The organism is Streptomyces sp. NPDC060205 (assembly GCF_042728395.1).
GTDB lineage: Bacteria > Actinomycetota > Actinomycetes > Streptomycetales > Streptomycetaceae > Streptomyces.
This window is the reverse complement of record NZ_JBHWZP010000078.1, coordinates 1-16,188: the sequence shown is the minus strand read 5'-3', so window position 1 is coordinate 16,188 and position 16,188 is coordinate 1. Positions and strand designations below refer to the sequence as shown.

At 70.2% G+C, this 16,188-nt stretch carries 14 protein-coding genes; 6 read left to right on the top strand and 8 right to left on the bottom strand.

Going from position 1 to position 16,188, the window contains the following annotated elements; all coding sequences use genetic code 11:
* Positions 1 to 8 precede the first annotated feature (8 nt).
* The 5 genes from ACFWGJ_RS16415 to ACFWGJ_RS16395 form a co-directional block, all read right to left on the bottom strand.
* Positions 9 to 986, bottom strand: a complete 978-nt coding sequence (locus tag ACFWGJ_RS16415; RefSeq protein ID WP_387324584.1) for a glycine betaine ABC transporter substrate-binding protein — start codon at positions 984 to 986, stop codon at positions 9 to 11.
* Positions 983 to 1,801 carry an ABC transporter permease gene (locus ACFWGJ_RS16410; protein ID WP_387324613.1) on the bottom strand — a complete coding sequence of 273 codons (819 nt, stop codon included), beginning with the start codon at positions 1,799 to 1,801 and terminating at the stop codon, positions 983 to 985. The genes ACFWGJ_RS16415 and ACFWGJ_RS16410 overlap by 4 nt, the downstream gene beginning before the upstream one ends.
* 137 nt (positions 1,802 to 1,938) lie before the next feature.
* Positions 1,939 to 3,204: a betaine/proline/choline family ABC transporter ATP-binding protein gene (locus ACFWGJ_RS16405; RefSeq protein WP_387324610.1), complete on the bottom strand. Its 1,266-nt coding sequence runs from the start codon at positions 3,202 to 3,204 to the stop codon at positions 1,939 to 1,941.
* A 40-nt stretch (positions 3,205 to 3,244) separates the two neighbouring features.
* The gene (locus ACFWGJ_RS16400) at positions 3,245 to 3,892 is read right to left on the bottom strand and encodes an ABC transporter permease (protein ID WP_385833431.1); all 648 of its coding nucleotides are present in this window, start codon (positions 3,890 to 3,892) and stop codon (positions 3,245 to 3,247) included.
* A gap of 30 nt (positions 3,893 to 3,922) precedes the next feature.
* A complete protein-coding gene (locus tag ACFWGJ_RS16395; RefSeq protein WP_107016413.1) occupies positions 3,923 to 4,399 on the bottom strand; it encodes an Lrp/AsnC family transcriptional regulator in 477 nt (158 codons plus the stop codon).
* 122 nt (positions 4,400 to 4,521) lie between these two features.
* Here ACFWGJ_RS16395 and hppD point away from each other — a divergent pair, with 122 nt between their 5' ends.
* A complete protein-coding gene (gene hppD, locus ACFWGJ_RS16390; protein WP_387324582.1) occupies positions 4,522 to 5,667 on the top strand; it encodes a 4-hydroxyphenylpyruvate dioxygenase in 1,146 nt (381 codons plus the stop codon).
* Positions 5,668 to 5,974: 307 nt separating this feature from the next.
* On the opposite strand, the gene ACFWGJ_RS16385 is transcribed toward hppD, so the two are convergent.
* Entirely contained in the window at positions 5,975 to 7,420 is a 1,446-nt protein-coding gene (locus ACFWGJ_RS16385) for a tetratricopeptide repeat protein (RefSeq protein ID WP_387324580.1), read from the bottom strand.
* Between the two features lie 103 nt (positions 7,421 to 7,523).
* Between ACFWGJ_RS16385 and ACFWGJ_RS16380 the strand changes: the two genes are divergently transcribed.
* Complete coding sequence (locus tag ACFWGJ_RS16380) at positions 7,524 to 9,011, top strand: FAD-binding oxidoreductase (protein WP_387324578.1); 1,488 nt, start codon at positions 7,524 to 7,526, stop codon at positions 9,009 to 9,011.
* A 35-nt stretch (positions 9,012 to 9,046) separates the two neighbouring features.
* Here the strand turns inward: ACFWGJ_RS16380 and ACFWGJ_RS16375 are convergent, their stop codons facing one another.
* The gene (locus ACFWGJ_RS16375; RefSeq protein ID WP_387324607.1) at positions 9,047 to 9,517 is read right to left on the bottom strand and encodes an SsgA family sporulation/cell division regulator; all 471 of its coding nucleotides are present in this window, start codon (positions 9,515 to 9,517) and stop codon (positions 9,047 to 9,049) included.
* A 366-nt stretch (positions 9,518 to 9,883) separates the two neighbouring features.
* On the opposite strand from ACFWGJ_RS16375, the gene ACFWGJ_RS16370 reads away from it, so the two are divergent.
* A complete protein-coding gene (locus ACFWGJ_RS16370) occupies positions 9,884 to 11,563 on the top strand; it encodes an RDD family protein (protein ID WP_387324575.1) in 1,680 nt (559 codons plus the stop codon).
* Between the two features lie 109 nt (positions 11,564 to 11,672).
* On the top strand, positions 11,673 to 12,395 hold the full coding sequence (locus tag ACFWGJ_RS16365) for an RDD family protein (protein ID WP_387324572.1): 723 nt from the start codon (positions 11,673 to 11,675) through the stop codon (positions 12,393 to 12,395).
* A gap of 46 nt (positions 12,396 to 12,441) precedes the next feature.
* On the opposite strand, the gene ACFWGJ_RS16360 is transcribed toward ACFWGJ_RS16365, so the two are convergent.
* Positions 12,442 to 12,741, bottom strand: coding sequence for a hypothetical protein (locus ACFWGJ_RS16360; protein ID WP_381833724.1), 300 nt, complete (start codon positions 12,739 to 12,741; stop codon positions 12,442 to 12,444).
* A 466-nt stretch (positions 12,742 to 13,207) separates the two neighbouring features.
* On the opposite strand from ACFWGJ_RS16360, the gene ACFWGJ_RS16355 reads away from it, so the two are divergent.
* On the top strand, positions 13,208 to 15,556 hold the full coding sequence (locus tag ACFWGJ_RS16355; protein WP_387324569.1) for an immune inhibitor A domain-containing protein: 2,349 nt from the start codon (positions 13,208 to 13,210) through the stop codon (positions 15,554 to 15,556).
* Between the two features lie 124 nt (positions 15,557 to 15,680).
* A complete protein-coding gene (locus ACFWGJ_RS16350) occupies positions 15,681 to 16,013 on the top strand; it encodes a hypothetical protein (protein ID WP_387324566.1) in 333 nt (110 codons plus the stop codon).
* Positions 16,014 to 16,188: the final 175 nt, after the last annotated feature.

The following is a 16,188-nucleotide window of genomic DNA, read 5'->3' as shown; positions in this document are numbered from 1 at the left end:
TCGGGCACTCAGCCCTCCTTGACGAAGCCCTCCTTCTTCATCCAGTCCAGCGCCACCGCGTGCGGATCCTCGCCGTCGACGTCGACCTTGGCGTTCAGCTCCTGCGCCACGTCGTTGTCGAGCCGCTTCGTGATCGGGGCCAGGACCTCGGCGATCGCCGGGTACTTCTTCAGGGCCTTCGTGTTGATCTGCGGGGCCACGTTGTAGTTGGGGAAGAACTTCTTGTCGTCCGCCATCACGGCGAGGTTCATGGACTTGATGCGCCCGTCGGTGGTGAAGACCTCCCCGTAGGTGCAACTGCCCTTGCGCACCTGGGTGTAGATGATCCCGGTGTCCATCTGCGTGATGTTCCCGCTCGGCACTTTCATGCCGTACGCCTTCTCCATGCCGGGCAGCCCGTCCGCCCGGTTGGCGAACTCGCTCTCCACGCAGAGCGTGACGGCCTTGGGGTCCTTCTTGGCGAGGGCGGCCACCTCCGAGAGCGTCTTCGTGCCGTACTTCTTGTAGTTGGCCTGGTTCATGGCGAGCGCGTACGTATTGTTCAGCTTCGAGGGGGGCAGCCAGGTCAGCCCGTTCTTCCGGTCGGCCTCGCGCACGGCCTCCCACTGCTTCTGCGGATCGGCGATGGGGTCGCTGTTGCCCAGGTAGGTGATCCAGGCGGTGCCGGTGTACTCGTAACCGGCGTCCGCGTCCCCGTTCTTGACCGCTTCCCGGGAGCCGATCGACCCCTGGATGCCCGTGCGGTCGAGGACGTCCGCGCCGGCCGCCTGGAAGGCGATGCCCATGATCGCGCCGAGGATGAGCTGCTCGGTGAACTCCTTGGACGTCACGGTCAGATCGGCGCCCTTGAGCGGCTGTCCCTTGCCGACCGACCCCGGTTTCACATCGTCGACCATGGGCGAACCGCTGGTCAGCCCGCACCCGGACACCGCCGCCAGCAGGGCGAGCGCCGCCACCGGACCCGTAACCGACGTGATACGTCTCATGAGCCCGCCTCCAGTCCGCGCGGGCTGAGCAGGAGCTCGGCCAGGGACGCCAGCCAGTCGACCAGCAGGGCCAGTGCGACGGTCAGGATCGAGCCGAGGACCAGCACCGGCATCCGCTGATTGGTGATCCCGGTCGTGATCAGCACGCCCAGACCGCCGCCTCCGCCGAACGTGGCGAGCGTGGCCGTGCCCACGTTCAGGACGAGCGCGGTCCGCACACCGGCGAGGATCAGCGGGACGGCCAGCGGGAGTTCGATGCGGCTCAGCACGCCCAGTGGGGACATGCCGATGCCCCGGGCGGCCTCCAGGAGCGTCGGGTCGTTCGCCTTCAGCCCGGCGATCGTGTTCGACAGGACCGGCAGGACGGCGTACGCGATGATGCCGATCAGCGCCGCCCTGCGGCCGATGCCCAGCCAGATCACCAGCAGGGCGAGCAGCCCGATCGCGGGGGTGGCCTGCCCCATGTTGGCGAAGGTCATGACGACGGGGGTCGCCTTGCGCAAGGCGCCGCGCGTCAGCAGGACGCCCAGCGGAATCGCGATGATCAGCACGAAGAACGTGGAGATCACGGTCAGTTCGATGTGCTGGCGCAGGGCCTTCCACACCTGCCCGTTGCTGAGCGCGTTCTCGGAGAGCGGGTCGAGATCCGCCTGACGGAACCAGAGCCAGGTGCAGAGCAGCCCGACGACGAGCACGGCGGGCAGGAAGGTCAGCTTCCGCCAGCCGATGCCGGACGCCCGCGAGGGGGCGGTGGGCGCGGCGGGATCCCCTTCGAACGCGGCTTCCCGCCCGGCCTCCGGGCCGGCGTCCCGCACCCCGCCACTGCCTGCGCCGCCACTGCCTGCGCCGCCGCCACCGCCGGCCGTACGCGTACGACCGCGCCGGCCATCCGAGTCGCCGCCGCCGTCACCGTCGCGGGGGGTCCCGGGACCAGGAGGGGGAGTGGGAGTGCTCACGCCTCACCCTCCCCGCCGCCACCCACACCCTCCTGCTCATGACGGGTCTGCTCGGTGCGGGCCTCCTCCAGCTCGTGCTGGTGCTCCATCGCGTCGAGCCGGTCGGCCTCCAGCATCTCCTGTACGGAGTTCATCAGCGTCTCCATGTCCACCACGCCGGTGTACTCGCCGCGCCGCCCGGTCACCACGACCCGCCCCGCGTTGTCCGTGAGCACGGCCTCCAGCGCGTCCCGCAGCGTCGCGTCCCGGGTCACCGTGTCGTTCACCAGGGTGCCGGCCCTGGCCAGCGAACCCCGCGCCCTCATGAGATCCCCGCGCCGCAGCCATTTGTAGGGCCGCCCCCGCCGGTCGAGCAGCAGGATCTCGTTCGTACCGCTCGCCCGGATCTTGTTGAAGATGTCCTGCAGCGGATCGTCGACGGTCACCGTCGGATAGTCGGTGATCTCCACATCCCGTACGCGCGTCAGGTTCAGCCGCTTCAGGGCGGCGCCCGCGCCCACGAACCCGGACACGAAGTCGTCGGCGGGGTTGGTGAGGATCGCCTCCGGGGTGTCGAACTGCGCGATGTGCGACTGCTCCCGCAGCACCGCGATCCGGTCACCGAGCTTGATGGCCTCGTCGAAGTCGTGCGTGACGAAGACGATCGTCTTGTGCAACTCGTGCTGCAGCCGGATCAGTTCATCCTGCAAATGATCGCGGGTGATGGGATCGACGGCACCGAACGGCTCGTCCATCAACAGCACGGGCGGATCGGCTGCCAGCGCCCGCGCCACCCCCACCCGCTGCTGCTGACCACCGGACAACTGCCGCGGATACCGCCCGTGGAACTCCCCGGCATCGAGCCCGACCAGATCCAGCATCTCCTCGACCCGCTCGGCGGTCCGGGCCTTCGACCAGCCGACCATCTTCGGTACGAGCCCGATGTTCTGGGCGACGGTCATGTGCGGGAAGAGCCCCGAGGACTGGATGGCGTACCCGATCTTGCGCCGCAGCTTCACGGGGTCCATGTGGGTGACGTCCTCGCCACCGATGCGGATGCGCCCGCCCGTGGGCTCGATCAACCGGTTGATCATCTTCAGGGTGGTGGACTTCCCGCACCCGGAAGGCCCGACCAGCACCACCAGCTCACCGGCGTTGATCTCCATGTTGACGCTGTCCACGGCGGGATCGGAATTCCCCGGATACCGCTTGCTCAAGCTCTCCAGCCGGATGGTGGCCCCGGTCGCCTCACGCCCGCCCCCACCGTCCCGCGCCCCTTCCACGGTCCCCGGGCCCTCGGTCGCCCCTGCTGCCCCAGCTGTCTCAGACACGAATCCCCCTAGGGATGGTCAGCCGTCCGACGAGGACGTACGCGGCATCGAACAGCAGCGCCAGGACGATGATCCCGAGCGTGCCCGCGAGGACTTGGTTGAGCGCGTTCTTGCTGCCCAGGGAGGCGATACCGCGGAAGATCTCATTGCCGAGCCCGGGTCCGGAGGCGTACGCGGCGATGGCGGCGATCCCCATCAGCATCTGCGTGGAGACCCGGATCCCGGTCAGGATCGGCGGCCAGGCCAGCGGCAGCTCGACGCGCACGAGCCGGGCGAGCCGCGACATCCCGATACCGGTCGCCGCGTCCACCAGCGACGGATCGACCCCGCGCAGGCCCACGATCGAGTTGCGCACGATCGGCAGCAGCCCGTACAGGGTGAGCGCGATCACGGTGGGCGGAACACCCAGCCCCACCACCGGGATCAGCAGACCGATCATGGCGAGCGAGGGAATGGTCAGCAGGGTCGCCGTGGTGATCGTGGCGAGGTTCCCGGCCCAGTCGCTGCGATAGGTGACGACCCCGATCACCACCCCCACGACGGTGGCGACGACCATGCACTGGAACACGGCGCTCGCATGCTGGAACGCGTCGGCGAGGAGCTGCTGATGACGACTGCCGAGGTACTCCCAGAAGTTCACCGCTGTCACCTCACTCGGTAGCCCGGTCGTTCAGCCGTCGTCGTCCCTGGCCGCCTGCTCCACCAGCGGGATGATCCGCAGCGGAACGGGGTTCTCCATGACGATCGCCGTGGAGGCCCGGACGATGCCATCAAAACCGACAACCCGGTCGATCACCCGTTGAAGATCGGCGTTGGACCGGGCCACGAGCCGGCACAGCATGTCCCCGCCACCCGTGGTCGTGTGCAGCTCCAGCACCTCCGGCACGGTCGCCAAGTGCGCCCGTACGTCCGCGCCTTGCCCCTGCCGGATCTGCAGGGTCGCGAAAGCGGTGACGGGATATCCGAGGGCCGTGGGATCCACCTGCGGACCGAATCCGCGGATGACTCCATTCGACTGAAGCCGGTCCAGCCGCGCCTGCACGGTCCCGCGCGCGACCCCGAGCCGCCGGGACATCTCCAGCACCCCGATCCGGGGCTCCTCGGCGAGCAGCACGAGAAGCCGCCCGTCCAAACGATCGATCCCCACAAACACCTCCACGATGGTCACCCTGTACAAGAAGTACGCATGAACCAGCTCTCCGCTGAACATATTGCCCAGCCAAATCGCAAACTATTGCGCACCTTGCTGAAGGGCGAGAGTCTGCGCCCATGACTCAGACCACGCACCACACCCCTCACACCGCGCGGCAGGCAGACCCCTTCCCGGTCAAGGGAATGGATGCGGTCGTCTTCGCCGTGGGCAACGCCAAGCAGGCGGCGCACTACTACTCCACGGCCTTCGGCATGCAGCTGGTCGCGTACTCCGGACCGGAGAACGGCAGCCGGGAGACCGCGAGCTACGTCCTGGAGAACGGCTCCGCCCGTTTCGTCTTCACCTCGGTCATCAAGCCCACCACCCCCTGGGGCACCTTCCTCGCCGAGCACGTGGCGGAGCACGGCGACGGAGTCGTCGACCTGGCCATCGAGGTCCCCGACGCACGCGCGGCCTTCGCGTACGCCGTGGAACACGGAGCGAAGCCCCTCACCGAGCCGCACGACGTGAAGGACGAACACGGCACGGTGGTCCTGGCCGCGATCGCCACCTACGGCAAGACCCGCCACACCCTGGTGGAGCGCACGGGCTACGACGGCCCGTACCTCCCCGGGTACGCGGCCGCCGCCCCGATCGTCGAACCCCCCACCCGGCGCACCTTCCAGGCCGTCGACCACTGCGTGGGCAACGTGGAACTCGGCCGGATGAACGAATGGGTCGGCTTCTACAACAAGGTCATGGGCTTCACGAACATGAAGGAGTTCGTGGGCGACGACATCGCGACCGAGTACAGCGCCCTGATGTCCAAGGTCGTGGCCGACGGCACGCTCAAGGTCAAGTTCCCGATCAACGAGCCGGCCATCGCCAAGAAGAAGTCACAGATCGACGAGTACCTGGAGTTCTACGGCGGCGCGGGCGTCCAGCACATCGCCCTGAACACCAACGACATCGTCAACACGGTCCGCACGATGCGCGCGGCGGGCGTCCAGTTCCTCGACACCCCGGACTCCTACTACGACACCCTCGGCGAATGGGCGGGCGAGACGAGGGTCCCCGTGGAAACGCTCCGCGAACTGAAGATCCTCGTGGACCGGGACGAGGACGGCTACCTGCTCCAGATCTTCACGAAGCCGGTCCAGGACAGGCCGACGGTCTTCTTCGAGATGATCGAACGCCACGGCTCCATGGGCTTCGGCAAGGGCAACTTCAAGGCGCTCTTCGAGGCGATCGAACGAGAGCAGGAACGCCGGGGCAACCTCTGATCAAGAGCCCTCCACCACGCACGGCCCGCACCCGGCGGACGACGGGAGCGGGCCGTGCCGGTACGTCCCGCACTCGGCACACAACGGGAGCGGGCCATGCCGGTACGTCCCGCACCCGGCACACGACGGGAGCGGGCCGTGCCGGTACGTCGCAGTCCGCCGCATAGGGCTCCTGCAAACAACGCCCGCTTCCCCTCCTTGGGGCAGTACACCCGGGAGGCGGCGGACTCGACGTACCGGCACGGCCCCGACCCACGACTCCCGGCCGCCGCGCCCCGCCCCACCACGGACCACCACGCCCCACCGCCTACCGCAACACCCCCGAAGGCCGAGGCTCGGCCTCCCCCAGTTCCTCCAGCGCCCGCAAAGCCACAGGCACCAACAGCGGCGAGAACACCGGACTGATCCGCAACGCTTCCCCCAGATGCCGCCGAGCCCCCGAGTCGTTCCCCACGGCCCGCTCGATCACCCCCCGGTGGAACGAGTACAAGGCAACCCGAGCCCCACCCCCACGCACCCGATCCGTGGCCCGGGTGGCGAACCCGAGGGCCTCCTTGTCCTTCCCGTCCCGATGCAACGCCCACCCCAGCGCATCGGCGACAGCCGCCGAAGGATGCCGGCCCCACTCACCCCGCAACCGCCGCACCGCACCCCCCGCATCCCCGTGATCGGCCTCGAAGAGCCCGAGCACCAGCTCCTCGTTCACTCCGGCCGCGTCCCCCTCCCGCACCCGCGCCCGCAACACGTCGTACTGGGCCCGCGCGGCCCCGCCCAGCCCCAGCGACTCGTACAACTCGCCCAACTCCAGCGCGTACCGAGGCAACGGCTGCTTCGCCAGTGCGGACTGATACGCGCGCAGCGCCTCCGAGTCCCGCCCCAGCGCGGCCAGCGCCCGCCCCTGCCCGGCCCGCGCTGCGTGCTCCCCGGGATCGGCCCGCAACGCGGCCTCGAACGCACGCAGCGACTCGGCGGCCTCCCCGCGTTCCCAGGCCGACTCCCCGACCCGTACAAGACAGTCGGCCCGCTCAGCGGGGGCAACGGCGAGCGCCGCCGCATCGGACAGCGCGGCAGCGGAGTCCTCCCGCCACCCCCGGTCCCGATAGACGAGCCCGGCCCGCACCAGCACCTGCGCACGAGGCCCCCCGTTCCCCGACCCGCCACCTCCCGAGGGACCCCCGCCACTCCCCGAGGGAAGCTCGACCAGCTTGGCCAGCGCCCGCCGAGCACTCTTGTAGTCCCCGAGCCCCCGATACGCGTCGATCAGCCCCGGATACACGGACCACCGCTTCGGCGAGGAGGCCACCGCCGCCTCTGCCCACCCCCGCGCGGCCCGGAAGTCGTGCCGCGCGTCGGCGAGCGCGGCCATCCCGCTCAGCGCCTCGGTGTTCCCCTTCGGACGCCCCTTCAGCGACGTACGCAACGCGGTGTCGGCCTTCGGATAGAACTGCGGCTCGGCGGTCCGCCGCCCCCGTTCCACATACGCGGTGCCCAGCTCGGCCCACGACCGCACATCACCCGGATGGGCCCGCAGATGCGCCTCGCGGTCACTGATCAGCGCCACCAGGTCGGGCAGCGAGGCGGGTGCCCCGGTGCCGACCGCGGTCACGGCCCGCGCCAGGGGCCCGGGGGAGGGCGGCGGCCGGCGCTCGTCGTCGGGCATGACGACCAGCACACCTCCCAGCACGAAGCACCCCGCGACGCCCGCGGCCAGCACCCGCCGCACCAGAACCTCACGCCTCACACCGCTGTCCATGACGATCACTGTGCGTCCATACGAAGAGCACACCCGGCCACCACCCCGGCACGGAAAGCCTCGCGCGGGCGGGGTTCACACCGATGGCCCCGAGTGCGACGCTGTGATCATGAGCCGTATCGAAGCCCGACCCGATGAAGACTCCGTGGCGGTGGGCAGCCCCCCCGAACGTCTCACCCAGAACCTCACCCAGAACCCCACCCAAAACCCCACCGAGAACCTCGCCGAGCGCCTCACCGAACACCTCCTCACAGGCCTGCCGGCCGAGGCGGTCCTCACCGACCCGGACATCACCGGCTCGTACGCCAACGACATGGCCAGCTTCTGCGAGGCGGGCACCCCCGCCGTCGTGGTGCTGCCGCGCACGGTCGAACAGGTCCAGCACGTCATGCGCACCGCGACCGAACTCCGTGTCCCGGTGGTCCCGCAGGGCGCCCGCACCGGCCTCTCGGGGGCGGCCAACGCCTCCGACGGCTGCATCGTGCTGTCCCTGACCAAGATGGACCGCATCCTGGAGATCAGCCCCGTCGACCGGATCGCGGTGGTCGAGCCGGGCGTCATCAACGCCACGCTCTCCCGCGCCGTCAACGAACACGGCCTCTACTACCCGCCGGACCCCTCCAGCTGGGAGATGTGCACCATCGGCGGCAACATCGGCACGGCCTCGGGCGGCCTGTGCTGTGTGAAGTACGGAGTGACGGCGGAGTACGTCCTCGGCCTGGACGTCGTCCTCGCCGACGGCCGCCTGATGTCGACCGGCCGCCGTACGGCGAAGGGCGTCGCCGGATACGACCTGACGCGCCTCTTCGTCGGCTCGGAGGGCTCACTCGGCATCGTCGTACGGGCCACCCTCGCCCTGAAGCCGCAACCACCCCAGCAGCTCGTCCTCGCCGCGGAGTTCGCGTCCGGGTCGGCCGCCTGCGACGCGGTCTGCCGGATCATGGAGGGCGGCCATGTGCCGTCCCTGCTCGAACTGATGGACCGCACCACGGTGAAGGCCGTCAACGACATGGCGCACATGGGCCTCCCGGAGAGCACCGAGGCCCTGCTCCTCGCCGCCTTCGACACCCACGACCCCGCCGCGGACCTCGCCGCGGTCGGCGCGCTGTGCGAGGCGGCGGGCGCCACCCAGGTCGTACCGGCGGAGGACGCGGCCGAGTCGGAACTGCTCCTCCAGGCCCGCCGGCTGTCCCTCACGGGTCTTGAGGCGGTCAAGGGCACGACGATGATCGACGACGTGTGCGTACCGCGCTCCAGGCTCGCCGAGATGCTTCGAGGCGTCGACCGGATCGCCGAGAAGTACCGGCTGACCATCGGGGTCGTGGCCCACGCGGGCGACGGCAACACCCACCCGACCGTCTGCTTCGACGCGAGCGACCCCGACGAGTCCCGGCGCGCCCGCGAGTCCTTCGACGAGATCATGGCCCTCGGTCTGGAACTCGGCGGCACGATCACCGGCGAGCACGGCGTGGGCGTCCTCAAGAAGGAGTGGCTGGCCCGCGAGATCGGCCCGGTCGGCGTCGAGATGCAACGGGCCGTGAAAACGGCCTTCGACCCCCTGGGCATCCTGAACCCGGGAAAACTCTTCTGACAGAACTTTCCCCTCCCGTCCCTCTCTCTTCCCTCTCATTCCCCGTCCTCGGACTCGTCGGAGGGCCACGGGTCGCTCAGCCACAGGTCATCGGCCGGGGCCGGCGCGAGCAGCTCGGCGAGGCCGTCGTCGAGACCGAGCCGGCCGGCCTCGGTGCCCGGCGGGACCGCCCGCAGCGTGCGCTCCAGCCACGCCGACACCTGCGCGGCGGGCGCCTCCAGCAGGGCGTCCCCGTCGGGTGAACTCAGCGCCATCAGCACGACGCCGCGCCCGCCGACCTTCGTCGGCCACGCCCGCACATCCCCGTGCCCGCACGGCCGGAACACCCCCTCGACGAGCAGTTCACGCGCGAAGGTCCAGCTCACGGGGTGGTCGGAGCCGATGTGGAAGGTGACGTGCACGGCGTACGGATCGTCGCTGTGGTAACTCAGCAGCGCCGGCACGGGGATGCTGCGCTCGGGGGACAGTACGAGCTTGAGCTCCAGTTCCCGTTCCACCACGACCATGTCGCTGTCCCTGCTGTTGTCCCTGCCGCCGTCCCTGTCCCTGTCGCTGCTCCTGCCGCCGTTCCTGCCGTCGTTCAGATCGTTGTTCACGTCGTTGCTCATGAGGGCCGCTTCCTCTCGTGTCCGGGACCCGAGGGGCGGGCCCGTACGAGGGGAGAGGCCGTGCGGGCCCCAGCATTACGCCGGTTCGGAGAACTTTTTTCGCGGGGTCCCCGGACCGTCCCGCGTATACCGCGCGGAGGCCGGAAATGGTGGGGGAACCGCGCTCGAAGGGGGTAGGTACACCAGGAGCGGCAGTGGCGGTTGCGCCCGTCTGATAGATGTGGACGCTCAACACGACCCCCGAGCAGATACGGGACGACGGACATGAGCGCCCCAACCCCGGCCCCCGGCGACGACAGGCCCCGCGAGGGGTACTACCCGGACCCGTCCATTCCTGGATATGTCCGGTACTGGAACGGTGCCGCATGGGTGCCGGGCACCAGCCGGCCGGCGCCCGGCGGCGACCCCGCCGCCTCACCGGCCTCACCCGCCCCGGCCGCGAACGCGCAGCCCGCCCCCGTGTCCACGGAGGAGACGGGCCCGCACTTCTTCGACGAGGACCCGCCCGCCGCGAGCCCGTCGCCGGCCGCGGGCCCGTCGCCCGCCGAGGCCCAGCACGGCAGCCGCCCCGAACCGGCCACCGCGTGGGGCGCCGACCGCTCCCGGCAGACCGGCTTCGGCGGCGATCCGGACCGCCGGGTCCGCTGGGGTTCCCCGGACCCGCGCGTACCGTCGGAGTCCGCGCAGCCGGCCCAGTCGGCCCAGCCCGCGCCGCAGGCGCAGGCCGCCGCACCGCAGCCGCAGCCCGCACCCCCGGCCCAGTCGGCCGCGCAGCCCGACGGCAGGTCGGACCACACGGACGGTACGGCCACCTTCCAGGGGACCGACTCCGAGAGGGATCCCGGGGCGCCCATGCCTCCTCCCTCCGGCGGCACGGTGGTCTTCCGCAGGCCCACGGGACCGGTACGCCCCACGGGTGCCGCCGGCGCGGCGGGCGCCGCGAGTGCCACGGGCTCGGCCGGTGCCATGGGTGCCGGGCGCGCGCATGTCGCGGGCACGTCCGGAGCCGCGCGGGCGCAGACCCCGGGCACGGGGGCCGCCGTCTCCGGCGTCCCCGGCTCCCGCGAACCCCTCGTCGCCGAGGGCACGATGAGCTTCCGGCGGACGCCGCAGCGGGCGGAACAGCAGCGCGGTACGCAGTCGGCCGCGGCCCAGCAGCCCCTGGGCGCCGCCCAGCCCGCGGCCCCGGCGCAGCCGGCCCCCGCCGCCCCGGCCCCGCAGCAGCAGGCCACCCCGACCGTTCCCCCGCAGGCCGTCTCCCCCCAGCCGGCCACTCCGCAAGCCGCAACTCCGCAGGCCGCCACTCCGCGGCAGGCGCCGATGAGTGCGGGTCTCGGCGGGGGACAGCCCTCCTGGGCGCAGCAGGTGCACCGGCTGGCCGGGCCGGACGAGGACCAGCCCGTCGTGCCGTGGAAGCCGGTGCGGGAGGACCCCTTCCAGTCGGTCGTCCGCTCCCAGGCCGAAGCGCGTCCGGCGGGGCTCGGGAAGCGGTTCGCCGCCCGGCTCGTGGACACGCTCGTGCTGGCGGCGGTCACCGGCGCGGCGGCGGTGCCGCTGGGCACCCGGGCGATGGACCACGTCAACGAGAAGATCGACGCGGCCAAGCTCTCCGGCGAGACGGTCACGGTGTGGCTGCTGGACGGCACGACCGCCCTCTACCTCGGCATCGTCCTCGCCGTCCTGATCGTGTTCGGCGTCCTCTACGAGGCGCTGCCCAACGCCAAGTGGGGCCGCACCCTCGGGAAGAAGCTGTTCGGCCTCCAGGTGCGGGACATCGAGGGAGGCGACCCGCCGTCGTTCGGTCTGGCCCTGCGCCGCTGGCTCGTCTACAGCGTCCCGTGCCTGCTCGTCATCGGTGTCGTGGGTGTCGTGTGGGGTCTGTTCGACCGCCCGTGGCGCCAGTGCTGGCACGACAAGGCGGCCCATACGTTCGTCGCGGGCTGACGGCACCCGGCGGCCGTACCGGAGGACCGTTGCGGACGGCCGCTCCGGCGGATACCCCGGACGGCCGCCACCCGTTGCGCGGCCGTGGGGTTCGCGGTCCACTCTGGACATGACCACCGAGCCGCCGCCCCCTCCGGACGACGATCCGTTCCAGAAGCCGCCGGACGAGGACCCGTTCAAGAAGCAGCAGCCACCGCCTCAGCAGTCGCAGCCGCCACAGCCGCCACCCGGTCAGAGCGGCGGCTCCCCGTACGGCGGCTCCCCCTACGGCGGTTCTCCGTACGGCGCAGCACCGCCACCTCCCGGCGCCGCACCACCGCCCTACGGCGGCGGAGCCGGGGACCCGTACGGCGGCGGCCCGTACACCAACGACCCGCTCGCCGGGATGCCGCCGCTCGCCGACAGCGGCAGACGCGTCCTTGCGCGGATCATCGACATGATCCTCGTCGTCATCGTGGTGTGGCTGCTGACCTGGGGCTTCGGTGTCAACGAGTACGACGTGGACACCGACAAGATCCAGTACGGCAAGTCCTTCGGGCAGTCGCTCATCGCGCTGCTGCTCTACGTCGGGTACGACACCTTCCTGACGACCAGGTCGGGACAGACCCTCGGCAAGAAGTGGCTGCATCTGCGGGTGGCGAACCTCGACAACGGCTCCACGCCCTCCGTGCAGACCTCACTGGTCCGCGCGCTGGTGCTGTGGGTGCCGTTCGCGTTCTGCTGCGCGTGCATCTGGACCGCCATCGCCGGCGGCTGGAGCTTCTTCGACAAGCCGTACAAGCAGGGGCTGCACGACAAGGCGGCCAAGACCGTGGTGGTCAGCACCGGCTGAGCCGCCCGACGGCGAACGACGGGCGGCAGGTGCCGGACTGCGGACTTCAGGCGCGTTCGCGTATCGGCTCGGACGCGCTCGCGGCGGCGACGGTCTCGCGCCGGGCCGAGAGCCGCGGTTCCGGAACGCGCTGTTCCGAGCCGGCGGCGCGCGAGGCGGCCGCGGCCGCGGCGGGCTTCGGTGCGGGCACCGTCATGGCCACGAGGAGACCGAGCACGAGGGCGGAGAGCGCGATGATCACGACTCCCAGGCCCGAACTCGTCTGTGACAGCAGCAGCATGGCGAGCGTGGAGAAGAGCACGGTGCAGGAACCGTAGGCGAGCTGTGCGGCGGTCGGACGAGGCATGGCAGTTCCGTCCTCGGGGTGGGGGTCTCCCCCCGGTGCCTCTCGCATGGGGGAGGTGCGAATAAGAAACAAGGCTGCGACAACGGTGTCGCTTGGCAAATCACCGGAAATCCGGCGCGCCGCCAACCGACTCTATTCGCCTGTCTGCCCGAGGGGAACGAGCAGTAAGCGTGACCTAACCCACGGTGCCGGTGCACGGGGGGCGCACGGAATCATGGCTTCTGCCAACCCGTCTTTCGAACGCGCCTGTTGAGCGGTACACGGATCTCCGTGAGCGGACCGGTACCGGAACGCGACCCCGGACAGCCGACGCATAGCTCACTTGACCTGTCCAAGTCAAGGTCTGTCTTTTCTCCTTCAACTCCGATCGAATGTCGTCACTTGTGACGCGCATAGAGCGCGCGCGGACTCCATAACCTGGACACCCTCCTTCCGCGCGCCCGGGCGTGAGGGAGGACTGCATCAAGTGACCAGCAGACCATGGACGTTCAGAGCAGCCGCAGTGGGTGTCGCGCTCACCGCGGCAGCCGCCACGTTCTCGACCTTCGCGGTGGCGCAGGCCGCCGACGCCGGCGACCAGCCGGCCGCGGCCGCGAACCGGCAGGACCCGGCCCGCGCCGGGGACGACGCCGAGCACGAGCACGACCTCAAGGGGCCCCTGACCGACCGTCAGGAAGCCCAGCGCGAGGAGGCCCTCAAGAGGGTCATCTCCGGCGACGCCAAGGCCGTCAAGCGCGGCGGTTCGCAGGTCGTGAAGCTCCAGAACGGCAAGTACGTGGAGCTCGGCCGTGAGAAGACCGACGAGATCTTCACGATCCTCGTCGAGTTCGGCGACAAGGTGGACAGCCGCTACGGCGGCACCCCCGGACCGCTGCACAACCAGATAGCCGAGCCGGACCGTGCCGAGGACAACAGCACGGACTGGAAGGCGGACTACAACACCAAGCACTACCAGGACCTCTACTTCGGCACCGGCAAGGGTGTCGAGTCGATGAAGAAGTACTACGAGAAGCAGTCCTCGGGCCGCTACTCCATCGACGGCACGGTCTCCGACTGGGTCAAGGTCCCCTACAACGAGGCCCGCTACGGCTCCAACAAGTGCGACCCCGACACCTGCGCGTGGAACGCCGTCGCCGACGGTGTCACCGCCTGGGTCGACGCCCAGAAGGCGGCCGGCAAGTCCGACGCCGACATCAAGTCCGAGCTGTCCGCCTACGACAAGTGGGACCGCAACGACTTCGACGGCGACGGCAACTTCAACGAGCCCGACGGCTACATCGACCACTTCCAGATCGTGCACGCCGGTGAGGACGAGTCCGCGGGCGGCGGCGCCCAGGGCGAGGACGCGATCTGGGCCCACCGCTGGTACGCGTTCGGCACGGACGCCGGCGCCACCGGCCCCACGGGCAACAAGATGGGCGGCGCGCAGATCGGCGACTCCGGCATCTGGGTCGGCGACTACACGATCCAGCCGGAGAACGGCGGACTGGGCGTCTTCGCCCACGAGTACGGCCACGACCTCGGTCTGCCGGACCACTACGACACGACCAACACGGCGGAGAACTCCACCGCGTTCTGGACGCTGATGTCCTCCGGTTCGTGGCTCGGCACCGGCAAGGACGCCATCGGCGACCTGCCCGGCGACATGACCGCCTGGGACAAGCTGCAGCTCGGCTGGCTGAAGTACGACACGGCGAAGGCCGCGACGCGCTCCTCCCACACGCTGGGCGTGGCCGAGTACAACACCAAGAAGGCCCAGGCGCTGGTGGTCGAACTGCCGAAGAAGGCGGTCACCACCGAGGTCGTCCCCCCGGCGCAGGGCGCCACGCAGTGGTGGAGCGGCAGCGCGAACAACCTCAAGAACACGCTGACCCGTTCCGTGGACCTCACGGGCAAGTCGGCGGCGACGCTGACGCTCGACGGGTACTACGACATCGAGACGGACTTCGACTACCTCTACACCGAGGTCTCCACCGACGGCGGCGCCAAGTGGACCGCCATCGACGGAACGGTCGACGGCCAGGCCATCCCGCGTGACGCCAGCGGCAGCCCCGCGCTGACCGGCACGTCGGCCGCGTACACCAAGCTGTCGTACCCGCTCGACGCCTACGCGGGCCAGAAGTTCGACCTGCGCTTCCGCTACTCCACCGACGGCGGCGTGGCCCAGACGGGCTTCGCGGCGGACCGCATCACCGTCACCGCCGACGGCTCCGCGGTCTTCTCGGACGACGCCGAGACCGCCGACGCGGCGTGGAAGTCCAACGGCTTCTCCCGTATCGGCGCGTCCTTCACCAAGGAGTACGCGCAGTACTACATCGCGGAGAACCGTCAGTACGTGTCGTACGACAAGACCCTGAAGGTCGGCCCGTACAACTTCGGTTTCGCGTCCACGCGTCCGTCCTGGGTGGAGCACTTCCCCTACCAGAGCGGTCTGTTGATCTGGAAGTGGGACACCTCCCAGCGTGACAACAACGTCAGCCAGCACAAGGGCACCGGCCTGCTGCTGCCGGTGGACGCCCACCCGACGGCGCTGAAGTGGACCGACGGCACGCTGATGCGCAACCGCATCCAGTCCTACGACTCGCCGTTCAGCACCTACCCGACGGACGGTCTCACGCTGCACAAGGCGGACGTCGCGACGAAGATCAAGTCGCAGCCGGGCAACCGGGTTTTCAACGACCGCACGAACACGTACTACGACACCGCCAACCCGACCGGAGGTGTCAAGATCACTGACACCAACACGAAGATCTCGATCGTCCGGGAGGCCCGCGACGGCTCGACGATCTCCGTGAAGGTCTCCGCCGCGAAGTAGTAAGAGACGTTTTCGCAGGTCAAACCATGATCGGCCGTGACCCCCTGGCGGGTCGCGGCCGATCGTGTTTAGGTGCGTCCTGTGACTCTCTTATTGACACCGGATCTCGCGGGGGTATGACGGAATGGCCGCAGGAGGCTTCTGCAAGCTGCCGAACGGCACGGTCGTGGTGGCGTTGAACCTGCCCCGGCCGCTCGCCGCGGGCACCGGGTCGGTGCGGGTGCTGGTGCATGCGCACAACCGCGCCCGCGCGCTGACGCGGTTGCGCAACCTGGGGTTGCGGGCGGTGTATCTGCGCGGCAACGGGCAGCCTCCTACGCCGGACGAGGTCACGGCCGTCCTGCACCATCCCGATGGGCTCATATGGCGTACGGCGCCGGGGGTGGACGCGCTGGCGTCGGAGCTGTGGCATCCGATCCGCACGCTGATGCGCCGCCCGACGGCGCCGACCCCGTAGGGGGGCGCCGTCAGGGGCGCGGGGAACGGCGCGGCCGACCACGACGGATCCGCACCCGACGACGCACGTCCGCCCCCCCAGGGGCGCGGGGAACTGCGCGGCCGGCCCCCACCGGCCCGCAGCCGACGACGCACGTCAGCCCCCCAGGGGCGCGGGGAACTGCGCGGCCAGCCAC